The sequence below is a fragment of the Streptomyces sp. SPB074 genome (assembly GCF_000154905.1).
In the GTDB taxonomy this organism is placed as follows: Bacteria; Actinomycetota; Actinomycetes; order Streptomycetales; family Streptomycetaceae; genus Streptomyces.
The window spans coordinates 5,373,447-5,388,929 of the sequence record NZ_GG770539.1; the positions used below are offsets into that span (position 1 = coordinate 5,373,447).

The 15,483-nt window shown below is 73.6% G+C and carries 15 protein-coding genes; 8 read left to right on the plus strand and 7 right to left on the minus strand.

Features of this window, described 5'->3' with window-relative positions; all coding sequences use genetic code 11:
• Window positions 1–69: 69 nt before the first annotated feature.
• Window positions 70–687, minus strand: a complete 618-nt coding sequence (locus SSBG_RS22795) for a hypothetical protein (RefSeq protein WP_420790325.1) — start codon at window positions 685–687, stop codon at window positions 70–72.
• Window positions 644–1,441, minus strand: coding sequence for an alpha/beta hydrolase (locus tag SSBG_RS22800; protein ID WP_008748429.1), 798 nt, complete (start codon window positions 1,439–1,441; stop codon window positions 644–646). Before SSBG_RS22800 ends, SSBG_RS22795 begins: the two co-directional genes overlap by 44 nt.
• A 226-nt stretch (window positions 1,442–1,667) precedes the next feature.
• Here SSBG_RS22800 and SSBG_RS22805 point away from each other — a divergent pair, with 226 nt between their 5' ends.
• The 5 genes from SSBG_RS22805 to SSBG_RS22830 all read left to right on the plus strand — a co-directional run bounded on the left by SSBG_RS22805 (window position 1,668) and on the right by SSBG_RS22830 (window position 6,752).
• Window positions 1,668–2,396, plus strand: coding sequence for a lysophospholipid acyltransferase family protein (locus tag SSBG_RS22805; RefSeq protein ID WP_008748430.1), 729 nt, complete (start codon window positions 1,668–1,670; stop codon window positions 2,394–2,396).
• Between the two features lie 127 nt (window positions 2,397–2,523).
• Complete coding sequence (gene macS / locus SSBG_RS22810; protein ID WP_008748431.1) at window positions 2,524–3,726, plus strand: MacS family sensor histidine kinase; 1,203 nt, start codon at window positions 2,524–2,526, stop codon at window positions 3,724–3,726.
• Window positions 3,723–4,403 carry a response regulator gene (locus SSBG_RS22815; protein WP_008748432.1) on the plus strand — a complete coding sequence of 227 codons (681 nt, stop codon included), beginning with the start codon at window positions 3,723–3,725 and terminating at the stop codon, window positions 4,401–4,403. The genes macS and SSBG_RS22815 overlap by 4 nt, the downstream gene beginning before the upstream one ends.
• A 114-nt stretch (window positions 4,404–4,517) precedes the next feature.
• A protein-coding gene (locus SSBG_RS22825) for an IS3 family transposase (RefSeq protein WP_086023026.1) occupies window positions 4,518–5,728 on the plus strand; the annotation gives its coding sequence in 2 pieces (ribosomal slippage) (window positions 4,518–4,809 and window positions 4,809–5,728; 1,212 coding nt in all).
• A gap of 40 nt (window positions 5,729–5,768) precedes the next feature.
• Window positions 5,769–6,752 (plus strand): 2-hydroxyacid dehydrogenase, encoded by a 984-nt coding sequence (locus SSBG_RS22830; RefSeq protein WP_008748433.1) that lies wholly within the window; start codon window positions 5,769–5,771, stop codon window positions 6,750–6,752.
• Between the two features lie 31 nt (window positions 6,753–6,783).
• Here the strand turns inward: SSBG_RS22830 and SSBG_RS22835 are convergent, their stop codons facing one another.
• Window positions 6,784–8,706 (minus strand): phenazine-specific anthranilate synthase component I, encoded by a 1,923-nt coding sequence (locus SSBG_RS22835; protein WP_008748434.1) that lies wholly within the window; start codon window positions 8,704–8,706, stop codon window positions 6,784–6,786.
• A gap of 255 nt (window positions 8,707–8,961) precedes the next feature.
• On the opposite strand from SSBG_RS22835, the gene SSBG_RS22840 reads away from it, so the two are divergent.
• Both SSBG_RS22840 and SSBG_RS22845 read left to right on the plus strand, forming a co-directional pair.
• Window positions 8,962–10,317, plus strand: a complete 1,356-nt coding sequence (locus SSBG_RS22840) for a class II 3-deoxy-7-phosphoheptulonate synthase (protein ID WP_008748435.1) — start codon at window positions 8,962–8,964, stop codon at window positions 10,315–10,317.
• 208 nt (window positions 10,318–10,525) lie between these two features.
• Window positions 10,526–10,894, plus strand: a complete 369-nt coding sequence (locus SSBG_RS22845; protein ID WP_008748436.1) for a (2Fe-2S)-binding protein — start codon at window positions 10,526–10,528, stop codon at window positions 10,892–10,894.
• Between the two features lie 25 nt (window positions 10,895–10,919).
• Here SSBG_RS22845 and bfr read toward each other — a convergent pair whose 3' ends face one another.
• A complete protein-coding gene (bfr, locus tag SSBG_RS22850; protein ID WP_008748437.1) occupies window positions 10,920–11,438 on the minus strand; it encodes a bacterioferritin in 519 nt (172 codons plus the stop codon).
• 196 nt (window positions 11,439–11,634) lie between these two features.
• On the opposite strand from bfr, the gene SSBG_RS22855 reads away from it, so the two are divergent.
• Window positions 11,635–12,300 carry a sulfite oxidase-like oxidoreductase gene (locus SSBG_RS22855; protein WP_037870448.1) on the plus strand — a complete coding sequence of 222 codons (666 nt, stop codon included), beginning with the start codon at window positions 11,635–11,637 and terminating at the stop codon, window positions 12,298–12,300.
• Window positions 12,301–12,413: 113 nt separating this feature from the next.
• On the opposite strand, the gene SSBG_RS22860 is transcribed toward SSBG_RS22855, so the two are convergent.
• The 3 genes from SSBG_RS22860 to SSBG_RS22870 all read right to left on the minus strand — a co-directional run.
• A complete protein-coding gene (locus SSBG_RS22860; protein WP_008748439.1) occupies window positions 12,414–13,277 on the minus strand; it encodes a deoxyribonuclease IV in 864 nt (287 codons plus the stop codon).
• Between the two features lie 74 nt (window positions 13,278–13,351).
• Complete coding sequence (locus tag SSBG_RS22865; protein WP_037870449.1) at window positions 13,352–13,693, minus strand: hypothetical protein; 342 nt, start codon at window positions 13,691–13,693, stop codon at window positions 13,352–13,354.
• Between the two features lie 229 nt (window positions 13,694–13,922).
• Window positions 13,923–15,483 (minus strand): Stk1 family PASTA domain-containing Ser/Thr kinase (locus tag SSBG_RS22870; protein WP_078491391.1); only part of this gene is annotated, 1,561 nt, incomplete at its 5' end.

The window sequence follows — 15,483 nt, forward strand, 5'->3', positions numbered from 1 at the left end:
TCCGCCCCGGGCCCCGCTCCTCAAGCGCCGGAGGGGCTGATATGTCGGGCTGGTGTGCGGGGCTTTGCCTCAGACCACCGCGCCCCGGCCCGGGTCCTCCTCGTCGTCGTCCTCGCTCGCGCCCATGCGGACGACCAGGGTGACGAAGCCGCCCACGAAGCCCCCGATGCAGAGCGTCGCGAGCCACCAGGTCATGTCCCAGTCGAAGAGGACGGCCAGCAGGGTCAGGACCGGGCCGCCGATCACCGCGAGCCAGGCGAACTTCGAGGTCACGTCGGACTCGGGGAGTTCCGGGTCCGGCGGGACGAAGTGCCCCTCGTCCTCCTCCGCCGGGGTGTGGTCGCGCGGGCCCGGAGGGCGCGGGACATCACGGACGCCCGGCGCGAAGGCGACCGAACCACCCAGCACCGGCTTCTCCGCGGGCTGCTCGCCCTCGTCCCCGTCCTCGTCGGGAGCCGACGCGTTCCGCGAGCGCGCCTCCAGGCCCGCCAGGTCCTCGACCGACTTGAAGGGCTTCGTGCCCGGCGGGTCGTCCGGCTCCTCGCCGTACCCCGCGACGATCGCCGCCCACGCGGCCTCCTCGTCGAGCGGGGGCACGCCGCTCTCCTCCGGTTCCCTGCTCTCCTCGCGTTCCGCGCCGTTCTCAGCCACCGCTGGCCGTCCCTTCCTGGCCGACAAGGCCGACATGGGCGTACTCGGGGGCGATCCGGGCCACGAAGGACTCGCTCTCCGCGAAGATCCGGTCCGCGTCGTGGTCCAACGTCGCGACATGGTGACTGTGTTCCAGGACCACTTCGGTGGTGTCCGCCGAGGAGACCCGGGCGAGCACGCGCGCCGAGTCGGCGGGCGGCACGACGTGGTCGGTGGCACTGCGCAGCAGGAGCAGGGGCCGCGCCACGCGCGGCAGATCGCGGTCCACGATCCGGAAGAGGCGCCGCAGCGAGTGCGCCGCGTGCAGCGGGACGCGGGTGTAACCGGTCTCCGTCACGCCCTCCTTGGCGATGTCGCTGACGATCCCGCGGGTGGAGGGCAGGAAGTGCCGGGCCACGGGCAGCGCGTGCGCGGCCAGACCGTGCACCTTGAGCGCCGGGTTGACCAGGACGAGACCCGCGACCGCGTCACCGTGCCGCTCCGCGAGCCGCAGCGCGAGCGCCCCGCCCATCGAGAGCCCCGCCACGAACACCGTCGCGCACCGCTCGCGCAGCTCCGCGAAGGCGCGGTCCACCTCGGCGTACCAGTCCTCCCAGCCCGTGACCTGGAGGGCCTGCCAGCGGGTGCCGTGCCCGGGCAGCAGCGGCAGTGACACGCTCAGCCCGCGCGCCGCCAGGTACGCGGCCCACGGCCGCAGGGACTGCGGGCTGCCCGTGAAGCCGTGGCACAACAGGACTCCGGTGGCACCGCCCTCGTGGCGGTAGGGCTCGGCTCCGGCGACGACCGGCACGACGGGCTCCTTCGGTGGGCGAACGGGAGAACAGGGCGCGACGGTCCGGACACGCGGGGCCGTACATGACCCGCACGCCCGGGGGAACAGGCACAGTACGGTGTCGCGGCGTATTTCACCGTACGCGACCGGACCGACACCGGCCAGGGTCCCGGGCGGCCGGGAACGGCCGTGCGAGGGCCCCGGCCGGTAAGGTCGGCCAAGACGGAGGACGGAAGGCGGACCGGTGATCTACAACGCGATGAAGCACTCCCTGGGTGCCTCGCTCAAGGTGACGTTCCGGCCGTGGGTCGAGGGCATGGAGAACATCCCCGACGAGGGCCCCGCGATCCTCGCGAGCAACCACCTCTCCTTCTCCGACTCCTTCTTCCTGCCCGCCGTCCTGGAACGCCGGGTGACCTTCATCGCGAAGGCCGAGTACTTCACCACCCCGGGGGTCAAGGGCAGGCTGACGGCGGCCTTCTTCAAGGGCGTCGGACAGCTCCCCGTGGACCGCTCGGGCGGGCGCGGCGCGGGCGAGGCCGCGATCAGGAGCGGCATCGACGTCCTCGCGCGCGGCGAGCTCTTCGGCATCTACCCCGAGGGCACCCGTTCCCCCGACGGCCGCCTCTACCGCGGCAAGCCGGGCGGCCTCGCCCGCGTCGCGCTCGGCAGCGGCGCCCCCGTCATCCCTGTCGCCATGATCGACACGGAGAAGATCCAGCCCCCCGGCAAGGCCCTCCCCAAGCTCATGCGGCCCGGCATCCGCATCGGCAAGCCCCTCGACTTCAGCCGCTACGAGGGCATGGAGGGCGACCGCTTCATCCTCCGCGCCCTCACCGACGAGGTCATGTACGAGATCATGAAGCTCTCGGGCCAGGAGTACGTGGACATCTACGCCACCGCCGCCAAGCGTCAGCTCGCCGAGGCGGCCAAGGCGGAGGCCGCGAAGGCGGCCCGGGCCACAGCGGCCTGAGCCGGATTCCCCGCCCGCGGCGGAACCCCGAAAGGGCAGCCGTCGTCCCCCTCCACGAGCACCCCGCATAAGGTGCCCCCGGGGGCCCGCACCCGGGGCCGGGCCGAGGAACGGGGGCGACACGGACATGGGCAGTACACGCACGCCCGCCCGGCCGAGGACGACGGAGCGGCTGGTCGAGCGCCCCCTGTGGCAGGCGCTCACCGTCTACCGCGTCCTCACCGCCTGCTACGCCTTCGCACTCTTCCTCGCCGAGCGCGAGCACTTCGCCCGCCCCGCCGTCGCCTGGGCCTTCTACGCCGTCCTGCTGCCCTGGACGCTCCTCACCCTGCCCCGCGTGCGCGGCGAGGCCCGCTGCACCCGCCCCTTCCTCCTCGCCGACCTCCTCCTCGCCCTCGGCGGCGTCCTCCTCACGCCGCTCGCCGAGGGCGCCGCGCGCGTCGCGAGCGGCGTGCCCACGCTGCCCTCGATCTGGACGGCGGGCGCGGTCCTCGCCTGGGCGCTCAAGGGCGGCTGGCGCCCGGCGGCGCTCGCCTCCGTCCTCGTCGGCGTCGCGAACGTCGTTCAGCGCGGCACACCGAGCCCCAGCACCCTGCACGCCGTCCTGCTCGTCTGCATCGCCGCGATCGCCATCGGCTACGTGGTCGAGGTCGCCCGCGCCTCCGAGCGCACCCTCGCCCGCGCCCTGGAGATCGAGTCGGCGACCCGCGAGCGCGAGCGCCTCGCCCGTGACATCCACGACGGCGTCCTCCAGGTCCTCGCCATGGTCCAGCGGCGCGGCACCGCGCTCGGGGGCGAGGCGGCCGAGCTGGGCCGGCTCGCGGGCGAGCAGGAGACGACCCTGCGCGCCCTCGTCCGGGGCGGGCCACCGCCCGCCGCCGCCTCGCCCGCCCCGGACCCGGGCGCCCCGCTCGACCTCATGGCGCTCCTCGCCCCGCTCGCGAGCGCCCGCACCAGCCTGGCCGGCCCCGGCACCCCCGTCCCGCTGCCCGCCCACGCCGCCCGCGAGCTGACCGCCGCCGTCTCCGCCGCGCTCGACAACGTCGCCCGGCACGCGGGCGAGGACGCGCGCGCCTGGCTGCTCGTGGAGGACGAGGCGGACGCGGTGCTCGTGACCGTACGGGACGACGGGCCCGGCATCCCCGAGGGCCGCCTCGCCGAGGCCGCCGAACAGGGCAGGCTCGGCGTCGCGCAGTCGATCAGGGGCCGCCTCGCCGACCTCGGCGGCAGCGCGGACCTCCTCTCGGTCCCCGGCCAGGGCACCGAGGTCGAACTGCGCCTGCCGCGCCCGGACGAGAAGACGAACGACAGGAAGGACAGCGCCCGATGAACGCGCCCGCACCGAGCACCCGCGTCATGGTCGTGGACGACCACCCGATGTGGCGGGACGCCGTGGCCCGCGACCTGGAGGCGGCCGGCTTCGCCGTCGTCGCGACCGCGGGGGACGGGCCGCAGGCGGTGCGCCGCGCGAGCGCCGCGCTCCCCGACGTCCTCGTCCTGGACCTCAACCTGCCCGGGCTGCCCGGCGTCGAGGTGTGCAAGCGGCTCGTGCGGGAGCGGTCCGGGCCGCACGTCCTGGTGCTCTCCGCCTCCGGCGAGCACCAGGACGTCCTGGAGGCCGTGAAGTCCGGGGCGACCGGCTACCTCCTCAAATCGGCGAGCACCGAGGAGCTGATCGACGCCGTGCGCCGCACCGCCCTCGGCGAGGCGGTCTTCACGCCGGGGCTCGCCGGGCTCGTCCTCGGCGAGTACCGCAGGCTCGCGGCCGAATCGGCCCCGAAGGCCGCGGGCGCCCGGCCGGGGACGCCCCGGCTCACCGACCGCGAGACGGAGGTGCTGCGGCTGGTGGCGAAGGGGTTGAGCTACAAGCAGATCGCGGAGCGGCTCGTCATCTCGCACCGCACCGTGCAGAACCATGTGCAGAACACCTTGGGCAAGTTGCAGCTCCACAACCGCGTAGAGCTGGTCCGCTACGCCATCGAGCAGGGCCTCGACGACCCGAGGTGACACGGGAACCGGTTCCGAATCCAGGGAGTTGACGTGGAAATCCTTGGGCCCTGACCCTGGAGTTTGGACACCGGAGAGACTTGGATCTTGATGGTCCAGGAGAACGGAGTCCCTGTGGGGATGAAGCATTACCCCGCCGAGTTCAAGGCGGACGCGGTCGCGTTGTACCGGTCGCGTCCGGGAGCGACGATCAAGTCGGTCGCCGCCGATCTCGGAGTGAACACCGAGACGCTGCGGAACTGGATCCGGGCCGCCGACGGACGCCGCGCCGGTGCCCATTCCGCCCCCGCAACGGCACCGCAGCCTGCCGGTGACCCGGTTCAGGCGGAGCTGGCCGCCGCGCGCAAGAGGATCCGCGAGCTGGAGGAAGAACGCGACATCCTCCGCAAGGCGGCCCGGTATTTCGCGACGGAGACGCGCTGGTGAACCGCTGCCAGTTCGTTGAGGATCACCAGCGCCGATACGGCGTGAAGCGGCTCTGCGACATTCTCGGGATCGCCCGCTCGAGTTTCTATTACTGGCGTCGCACCGCCCCGGCTCGCATGGCCCGTCAGGCCGCTGACGACCGGCTCGCGGCCCGGATACGCAAGGCCCACAAGGAGTCCGACGGCACCTACGGAGTCCCGAGGATCACTGCCGAGCTCCGCGACGAGGGCGGCCAGGCGGTCAACCACAAGCGCGTTGCCAGGATCATGCGGACCATCGGCCTCGAAGGGGTCCGTCTGCGGCGCCGGCACCGCACCACCATCGCCGACCCGGCCACCGCGAAGGCCCCGGACCTGATCGGCCGCGACTTCACCGCGAAGGAGATCAACACCAAGTACGTCGGTGACATCACCTACTTGAGCGTCGGCGGCGGACGGTTCTGCTATCTCGCGACAGTGATCGACCTGTGCTCGCGCCGCCTGGCAGGCTGGGCGATCGCCGACCACATGCGCACCGAGCTCGTCATCGACGCCCTCGCCGCCGCGGAACGGACCCGCGGCAGTCTGAACGGGGCGATCATGCACACCGATCACGGAGCCCAGTACACCAGCGGGGCCTTCGCGGACGCCTGCCGCCGGGCCGGTGTCCTGCAGAGCATGAGCGCCGTCGGGTCCAGCGCGGACAACGCCGCCGCCGAATCGTTCAACGCCAGCTTTAAAAGGGAGACGTTGAAGGGCCGAAAGGGCTGGTCAAGCGAGCGCGAGGCACGACTCGACGCCTTCCACTGGCTGTCCCGCTACAACACCCGACGCCGTCATTCCCGGCTCGGCCAGCGAGCCCCGATCACCTACGAGATCACCGTCCACCCAACCTCAACTACCCTGGCCCGAGCCGCATAGACGTGTTCAAACTCCAGGGTCAAGGCCCCTCGCCTTCGGGGTGCAGGCCGATGAACGGCCCCTGCTGGAGGAAGCCTTCGCCGGGCACTACGGCGTCCGCTGCCTCGACGTGTTCCTCACGCCCGACACGGCCGCCATCGCGCACGGCCACGAGGTCGTCTCCACGAGCGTCAACGCCGATCTCGGCGCCGCGACGCTCCGGACCCTCGCCGCCGGCGGCACCCGGATGATCGCCCAGCGCTCCACCGGCTTCAACAACATCGACCTGGAGACCGCCGAACGCCTCGGCCTCGGCGTCTACCGCGTCTCCTCCTACTCCCCGTACTCCGTCGCCGAGTTCGCCTGGTCCCTCGCCATGGCCGTCAACCGCAACCTCGTCCGTGCCGCGCGCCGCACCCGCGACTTCGACTTCCGCCTCCAGGGCCTCATGGGCCGCGACTTCCACGGCCGCACCGCCGGTGTCCTCGGCACCGGCAGGATCGGCGCCGCCTTCGCCGCCATCGCGCACGGCTTCGGGATGCGGCTCCTGGGCTGGGACGAGCGGGAGAACCCGGACTGCCTCGCCCTCGGCATGGAGTACGTGGACCGCGAACACCTCCTGCGCGAGTCCGACCTCGTGAGCCTGCACGTGCCGCTCCTGCCCACCACCGCGCACCTCATCGACGCCCGCGCGCTGCGTCTCATGAAGGACGACGCGCTCCTCGTCAACTCCAGCCGGGGCGGGCTGATCGACACGGAGGCGCTGGTGGGGGAGTTGCGCGCGGGGCGGTTCTCCGGGGTCGGGCTCGACGTGTACGAGGCGGAGAGCGGGCTCTTCTTCCTCGACAAGTCCCTGGAGGGCGTGGACGACGACGTGCTGGCCCGCCTCATGACGTTCCCGCACGTCATCGTCACCTCGCACCAGGCGTACTACACCGAGGACGCGGTGGGCCAGATCATCGCCACGACCCTCCAGAACGTGCGGGACTGGGAGGCGGGGCGGCACACCGCGAACGTCATCGTGCCCCGCGCCGGGCAGGCGTGAGCCGGGGGCGCGGCCCCCGGCACCCCGCCCCTCAGTCGCCGGAGAGGCTCAGCCGGCGGCCGGCCGGGGCGAGGACCTGTTCCACCAGCTCCCGCACCACCTTCACCCCGCCCAGGCTCAGGACCGACTCCGGGTGGAACTGGACCGAGGCGAAGCCGGGCCCCCGCAGGGCGTGGACCTCGCCGGTGGCCGGCTCGCGGCTCACCTCGACGCCGCGGGCCGCGAGTTCCGCCGCCGCCGCGTCGTCGCAGCGGGCGACGAAGCTGTTGTAGAAACCGACCGTCTCGCGGCGGCCGAAGAAGCCGATCTCCGTCTGCGCGCCCTGGTACGGGACCTCCTTGCGCACGAGCGGCAGGCCGAGGCGCGCCGCGATCAGCTCGTGGCCCAGGCACACGCCGAGCACGCCGTGCCGGTGCCCGGCGAGCAGCGCGTCGGCGAGCGCGCCCAGGCCCCGCATCCGGGGGTCCGCGCGCTCCGCCGGGTTCCCCGGGCCCGGGCCGAGCACGACCGGGCCCTCGTGGGCGAGCGCGGCCGCGCGCAGCCCCGGCTCGTCGTGCCGCCGCACGGCCACCGCGCAGCCCGTCGCGCGCAGCACGTGCGCGAGCATCGCCGTGAACGTGTCCTCCGCGTCCACGACCAGGACCCGCGCCCCCGGCTCCCCGCCCCGCGTCTCGTGCATCCGCAGCCAGAACGGCGCGAGCCCCGCGCGGCGCCCGTCCAGCGCGGCCCGCACCCGCGGGTCGTCCGCCGCGCCGGCTCCGCGCCCTGCCGCGCCGCGCGCCGCCCCCTCCCGCACGCCCAGCGCCGTCAGGACCCCGGCCGCCTTCGCGTGCGTCTCCGCGACCTCCCCGTACGGGTCCGAGCCGCGCACGAGGGTCGCGCCGACGCCGACGCGCAGGGCACCCGAGGCGTCGATGTCGGCGGTGCGGATGAGGATCGGCGAGTCGAGCGTCTGCGCGCCCGAGGCGTCGCGGCCGATGAGCGCGAGGGCGCCCGCGTAGTAGCCGCGCCCGTCCGGCTCGTGGCGCGCGATGACCCGGCAGGCGTTCTGCACGGGGGAGCCCGTCACCGTCGCGGCGAACATCGTCTCGCGCAGCACCTCGCGCGCGTCCAGCGTCGAGCGCCCGCGCAGCTCGTACTCGGTGTGCGCGAGGTGCGTCATCTCCTTGAGGCGCGGCCCGACGACGACCCCGCCGAGGTCGCCGACGGTCGCCATCATCTTCAGCTCCTCGTCCACCACCATCGACAGCTCCTCGCGCTCCTTCGCGTCCGCGAGGAAACGCAGCAGGTCCTCGGCGTCCGGGCCGCCCGCCGGATAGCGGTAGGTGCCGCTGATCGGGTTCATCACGACCGTCCCGCCGCTCATCCGCACGTGCGCCTCCGGGCTCGCGCCCACGAGCGTGCGCTCCCCGGTGTGCACGACGAAGGTCCAGTACGCGCCCTGCTCGCCCACGAGGAGCCGCCGGAACAGCGCGAGCGCGTCCGCGCGCCCGAAGCCGGGGATCTCCGCCCGGTAGGTGCGCCGCACGACGAAGTTCGCGCCTTCGCCGGAGCCGATCTCCTCCCGCAGCACCCGCCCCACCGTCGCCGCGTAGGCGTCGTCGTCCTGGTCGAAGCCGTGGTCCACGATGCCCGGCCGGTGCGCGGGCAGCAGCGCCGTCACCTCGGCGAGCGGCAGCCGGTGGGTCTCCTCGGCGACGAGCACCGCGAGCGGCGTCCCGTCCTCGCGCGCCGCGAAGCCGCGCTCCCTGATCTGCCTGAACGGCACGAGCGCGAGGACCGGGTGCGCGCGGTCCTCGTCAGGGATGGCGGCGAGCCGTGCCACTTCGCGCACCTGTCCGAGGAGTACCTCGACGGTGTCGTGCGCCTGCCCCGGCGTACGGCGTCGCAGGAGGGCGAAGGGCGGGGCGCCGGGGGCGGTGAGACGGGCGAAAACCTGCGCGGTGCTGGGCATCGGGTTCCTTCCGGGGGAGGTCGGGAGCCACTGAGGGCCCGGCCCCGGAAACACCGAAGGCCGCCCTCGGGCGGCCTTCTCACGACGTGCGCGACAGAGGTGGACCGCTAGGGAGCGGACCACCACCACAGGGAAAGAGTCGCGAACATGACGGGGAGAGTACCGGATTCCCGGCGCGCGTCCAGACGACGGAACCGTTGTCTCACACCTCGGCCGCCCCGTCGGCCGGGCATAAGGACCCCGTATGGTGGCCGTGTGACCGTGAACGCTGATATTGACGCCCTCGCCACCAAGGCGAGCTGGCGAGACCTGCCCGCGGCGCAGCAGCCTACGTACCCCGATGCCGAGGCCCTGCGCGAAGTCGTCGCGGACCTTGAGTCGTATCCCCCGCTCGTCTTCGCCGGCGAGTGCGACGAACTGCGCATTCGGCTGGGAGCCGTCGCCCGCGGCGAGGCGTTCCTCCTCCAGGGCGGCGACTGCGCCGAGTCCTTCGACGCCGTGACCGCCGAGCACATCCGCGCCAAGCTCAAGACGATCCTCCAGATGGGTGCCGTCCTCACCTACGCGGCCTCCGTGCCCGTCGTGAAGGTCGGCCGGATCGCGGGCCAGTACTCCAAGCCGCGCTCGAAGGACACCGAGACCCGGGACGGCGTGACCCTGCCCACCTACCGGGGCGACTCCGTCAACGGCTTCGACTTCACCGCCGCCGCGCGTGTCCCCGACCCCGACCGCCTGCGCCGGATGTACCACCACTCGGCGTCCACGCTGAACCTCGTGCGCGCCTTCACCACGGGCGGTTACGCGGACCTGCGCCAGGTGCACGCCTGGAACCAGGACTTCGTCCGCACCTCGGCCTCGGGCCAGCGCTACGAGCAGCTCGCCCGCGAGATCGACAACGCGCTGAACTTCATGCGGGCCTGCGGGACCGACCCGGAGGAGTTCCGCACCGTCGAGTTCTACTCCTCGCACGAGGCGCTGCTCATGGACTACGAGTCGGCGCTGACCCGCGTCGACTCGCGCACCGGGCGGCTCTACGACGTCTCGGCGCACATGGTGTGGATCGGTGAGCGCACCCGCCAGCTCGACGGCGCGCACATCGAGTTCGCCTCGAAGATCCGCAACCCCATCGGCGTCAAGCTCGGCCCGTCCACGACCCCGGAGGAGGCGCTCCAGTACATCGAGCGCCTCGACCCGGACCGCGAGCCGGGCCGGCTCACCTTCGTGGTGCGCATGGGCGCGGACAAGGTCCGTGACAAGCTCCCGACGCTGGTCGAGAAGGTCACCGCCTCCGGTGCCACCGTCGCCTGGGTCACCGACCCCATGCACGGCAACACCTTCGAGGCGGCCTCGGGCCACAAGACCCGCCGCTTCGACGACGTCCTCGACGAGGTCAAGGGCTTCTTCGAGGTCCACAAGGAGCTCGGCACCCACCCGGGCGGCATCCACGTGGAGCTGACCGGCGACGACGTCACGGAGTGCGTGGGCGGGGGCGACGAGATCTTCGTCGACGACCTCCACCAGCGCTACGAGACGGCCTGCGACCCGCGCCTGAACCGCAGCCAGTCGCTCGACCTCGCCTTCCTGGTCGCGGAGATGTACCGCTCGCAGTGAGGCCGGCCGGACCGTACGGCCGCCGATGGGGCACGGATCGCCTGTGATCCGTGCCCCATCGGCGTACCCGGGGTTCCTCGGCGGACTCCCGGAGGGTTAGGTTAGGTTTGCCTCAGCAGGGCGGGTGGGCAGGTTCCCCCCCCCACCGGCAGAGGCGACCGGCCCGCAGGGGCCGGCGCACCGGCGGATTCGGCAGGAGGTGACCCGCGTGTACGTGTGCTCGTGCTTCGGCATCACGGAGGCGGACGTGCGCGCCCACGCGGAGAGCGGGGCCGTCACACCCCGCAAGATCGCTTCCGCCTGCAAGGCCGGTACCGACTGCGGTGGCTGCGTGCGCCGCATCCAGGCCCTCCTCGGCCGGGGCGCCTGCCCCCGCAGGGAGGCCGCCGACCGCGACGAGCCGGTCTTCCTGCCCGTACCGGGGGAGCGGGCTCCCGTTTCGGCCGCGCTCCCGGAAACGGCCGCGCTGCCCGTACCGGCGGCGCTCCCCGAGCCGGGGGTGCTCCCCGTACCGGCCGCGCTGCCCGTACCGGCGGCGCCTCCCGTGCCGGTCGCGCGCCTGGACGACGCCGCCTGAGGGCGCCCCGTCCCCCGCTGCCGCCTCAGTCCGTCTTGAAGCCGCTCGTGCCCGGGCCCGAGGGGTCGGGCTGCTCCTGCGCGATCACCGTCGACAGGTACAGCGCCTCGCCCAGCTTCTCGATGAGGTCGAGCTGCGTGTCCAGGTAGTCGATGTGGTGCTCCTCGTCCGCGAGGATCGCCTCGAAGATGTTCGCCGAGGTGATGTCCCCTTTGGCGCGCATCAGCTCGACCCCGCGCCGCAGCCGGTCGATCGCCTCCACCTCGATCTGCCGGTCGGCCCGGAACATCTCCGTCACCGTCTGCCCCACCGAGACGTGGAAGAGCCGCTGGTAGTTCGGCAGGCCGTCGAGCAGCAGGATGCGGTCCGTGAGGATCTCCGCGTGCCGCATCTCGTCGAAGGACTCGGCGCGCGTGTACTTCGCGAGCTTCGCCCACCCCTTGTGGTCCTGGAGCTTCGCGTGCAGGAAGTACTGGTTGATCGCCGTCAGCTCAGCCGTGAGCTGCTCGTTCAGGAATTCGATGACCTCGGGGTCGCCCTGCATCGTGCGGGCTCCTTCCAGGAGTACGACTAGGCGGCGGGTACGTCTGGTGTCCGACCGGCCACGGAACGCGCGCATCGTCGCATCACCGGTTCCGCGGAGTCCAGTAAGTGCACGCTCAGTCACGTCTGCCCCCGAAGCCACTCGGGTGACGCCCGCCCGTTCGGCGTCCTCCCGCCCGGTCTGTCAGGATGGACGTATGGGCCAGGCGGAGAGCGAGAGAGACGACCTGCCCGCAGCGGGCGGTGCCGCGCACCGGCCCGCCCCCGAGACGGACCGCCTCCCCCCGGGGCAGCGCCTCCAGCGCGGCTGGCCGGTCACGCACTACGGACCGGTGCCGGAGTTCCGGCCCGCGCGCTGGGAGTTCCGCGTCTTCGGCGCGACGGCCGACGGGGACAAGCGGGGCTGGAACCACGAGGAGTTCACCGCGCTCGGCTGGACCACCGTCGAGGCCGATCTGCACTGCGTGACCCGGTTCAGCATGACCGGCGCCGAGTGGGGCGGCGTCCCGGCCCGTACGCTGCTCGACCTCGTACCGCCCGCGCCGGGGGCCACGCACGTCATGGTGTGGGCCGAGTACGGCTACAGCGCCAACCTCCGCCTCGCCGATTTCGCCGCGCCCCAGACCGTCTTCGCGACCCACAAGGACGGCGAGCCGCTGACCGCCGAGCACGGCTACCCGGTGCGCCTCGTCGTGCCCCGGCTCTACGCCTGGAAGGGCCCCAAGTGGGTCCGCGGCGTCGAGTACATGACCGCCGACCGGCGCGGCTTCTGGGAGGAGCGCGGCTACCACAACATCGGCGACCCGTGGCGGGAGCAGCGCTACTCCTACCAGGAGGAGGCGGGGGACGGGCCGGGACTGTGAGCGGCCCGGGGGAGGGGCCGGGACTGTGAGCGGCCCGGAGCCCGGCGCGTCGCTTCCCGCGCACCCGCTCCCCGCGCGCCGCCGCCCCGCCTCCGGCGTGCCGCCGGGAACGCTCAGCCGCGCAGTTCCTTGAGGCGCGCCACGTCCGCCGCGTGCCCCGCCTCGCCGCCGGGCGTCTCGATGATGAGCGGTACGCCCGCCATCGCCGGGTGCGCGCACAGCTCCGCGAACGCCGCCGTACCGATCGTGCCCGCGCCGATGTTCTCGTGCCGGTCCAGGTGCGAACCGCAGCCCGCCTTCGAGTCGTTGGCGTGGACGAGCTTGAGCCTGCCCTCGCCGATCTCGTCCACGAGCAGGTCGAGCGTCTGCTTCGCGCCGCCGGGCGCGCCGAGGTCGTGGCCCGCCGCGTGCACGTGGCAGGTGTCGAGGCACACGCCGAGCTTGGGGTGCGCGTCGAGAGCCGCCACGTACGGGCCCAGGTCCCAGGTCCGCGCGCACAGCGAGGCACCCTGCCCGGCCGTCGGCTCCAGGAGCAGGTCCGGGTCCTCGGGGTGGTCCAGCTCGTCCAGCAGCGGCAGCATCCGCTCCCGCACCTGCGCCAGCGCCACCTCGCGCGAGCGGCCCCCGGTCGCGGAACCGGTGTGCACGACGACCCCGCGCGCGCCGATCGCGCGCGCCCTGCGCAGCGAGTGCCGCAGCGAGAGCACCGACTTCTCGACGGTGGCCCCCGTGTGCGAGCCGAAGTTGATGAGGTACGGCGCGTGCACGTACGCGCGCAGGCCCGCGGCGGCGCAGCGCGTACGGAACTCCTCGTCCTGCGCCGGGTCCCCGGGCCCTGTCGCCCAGCCGCGCGGATTGGCGACGAAGACCTGCACGGCCTCGGCACCGAGCGTGCGGGCGTAGGAGAGGCCGGTCTTCGCGAGGCCCCCGGTGACGGGGACGTGGGCGCCGACGGGATTGCGGAGGGGGCTGTTCACCCGTCCAGGGTGACACGGGGGCCCGGGGCGGGCGTTCGGGGGCTCAGCGGCCCCGGGTCCCGGGGCCCGAGGCCTCAGCGGCCCTGGGTCTCCGGCGGACCGGCGGGCTCGCCCTCCTGGATCGTCACGAAGCCGGGGTCGGGAACGGCCTTCGCCTCCCCGGACGGGCTCGCCGTGCTCCCGGAGAAGTCCGGGCGCGGCGCGCGGCTCGCCGGCTTCGCCTCACCGATCTCCAGCCCGGGGGGCATCTCGACCTCGCACTCCGGCGCGTCGCCGCGCGCCGTCGCACAGGGATCGGCGGCGGTGGTCGAGGTCCCCCCGCCCCGCGGGCCGCCGTCCGGCGAGGAGCAGGCGGTCGCGGTGAGACCCGCGCTCAGGACGAGTACGGCACTGACGACGACGGTACGCGGACGCATGGTTCCCCCCACACGGAAGTGGCTCCCCGACGGAGCCCGAGGGAGAATTCTGCCGGGTGGGGCGGGGGAGGGGAGACCGTTTCCGGTGAAGGAATGGTTCAGGTGTACGGGCGCGGCCGGAGGCCGTCACCCCCCCGGATCGTCACCGCACCCGGGGCCGTCACCGCCCTCGGGCCGTCGCCCCCCCCGGATCGTCACCGCCCCGGGGGCCGTCACCCCACCCGGATCGTCACCGCACCCGGATCGTCACCGTGCTCCCGCGCGGTGCCGTGTCCCCGCCGCTCACCGACTGGTCCCACACGGTGTGCCCGAGGAACCAGCGGGAGACCTTCACCGCGAACCCGGCGTCCTCCAGGAGTGCCTTCGCCTCGTCCTCCTGCTTGCCCTCCACGTCCGGGACCTCCACAAGGTCGGGGCCCTTGGAGAGCGTCAGCGTCACCGCGTCACCGGCCGCGAGCCGCTCGCCGGCCCCGGGGGACTGCTTCGCGACAGCGCCGTCCTCGGCGTCCGGCGAGAACACCCGCTCCGGCGCGATCTTGACGTCGAGACCCGCGTCGGACAGCTTTTCCCGCGCCTCCGCCTCGTCCTCGCCGCCCACGTCCGGTACGTCCACGGGCGCGCCCTTGCTCACGGTCAGCCGCACCGTCGAGCCTGCCTTCACGGTCTCGCCCGCCTGCGGCTCCGTACCGGCCACGGCGCCCTGGCTGACGTCCGCGTCGAAGCGCTCCGTGACCAGGCCCGGATCGAGCCCCCGCCCGCGCAGCGCCGCCCGCGCCTCGGCGAGCGTCTTGCCCGTCAGCCGGGGCACGTCCACCGTGCGCGGGCCCAGCGAGACGGTGAGGGTGACCTCGCCGTGGTCGCGGATGCGGGAGCCCGGGGCCGGGTCGGTGCCGAGGACGGTGCCGCGCGGCTCGCTCGCGCTGTAGCGGCCCTTGACGTCCTTGACGCGCAGCCCCGCCTCGCCGATGCGGCCCTTCGCCTCCTTCTCGCTCTTCGCGAGCACGCGCGGGACCTCGGTGAACTGCCCCGCGTTGACGTACCAGACCCCCGCGCCCCCGCACAGCACGACGACGGCGACGACGAGCGCCGACCACAGCCGGCGCCGCGGCCGGCCGCCCGCCGCCGGGCCGGGACCCGGCGCGGGGAGCACGCTCGTGTGCTGCACCCCCGTGTCCGCCCCGCCCGGGCGGGGCAGCGTCAGCGCGCGCGGCAGCACGCTCGTACGGTCCTCGGCGTTGTCGTGCCCGCCCGCGCGCGCCGCCGGGGACTCCGCGTCGAGCGCCGCCGCGTCGAGGTGCGCCGTGGTCTCGCGCACGGCGGCGAGCAGGGCCACCGCGTCGCGCGGGCGGCGCGCGGGCTCGCGGGCGGTGGCATCGGCGACGAGCGCGTCGAAGGCCGGGTCGAGCCCGGGGAAGAAACCGGAGGGCGCGGGGACGTCGGTGTTCAGGTGCTGGTGGATGACCCGCGCGGGCGAGTCGCCCACGTACGGCTTCCCGCCGGTCAGCATCTCGAAGAGCACGATGCCGCAGGCGTACACGTCGGCCCGCTCGTCCACCGCCGCCTCGCTGATCTGCTCCGGGGCGAGGTAGGAGACGGTGCCGAGGACGGCGCCCGTCGACTGCGAGGTGGTGCCCACGCCGCGTACGAGGCCGAAGTCCGCGACCTTGACCCGGCCGTCGTCCCCTATCAGGACGTTCTCCGGCTTCATGTCGCGGTGCACGAGGCCCGCGCGGTGCGCGGCGCCGAGCCCGGCGAGGACCGGTTCCAGGATGTCGAGCGCGGCGCGCGGG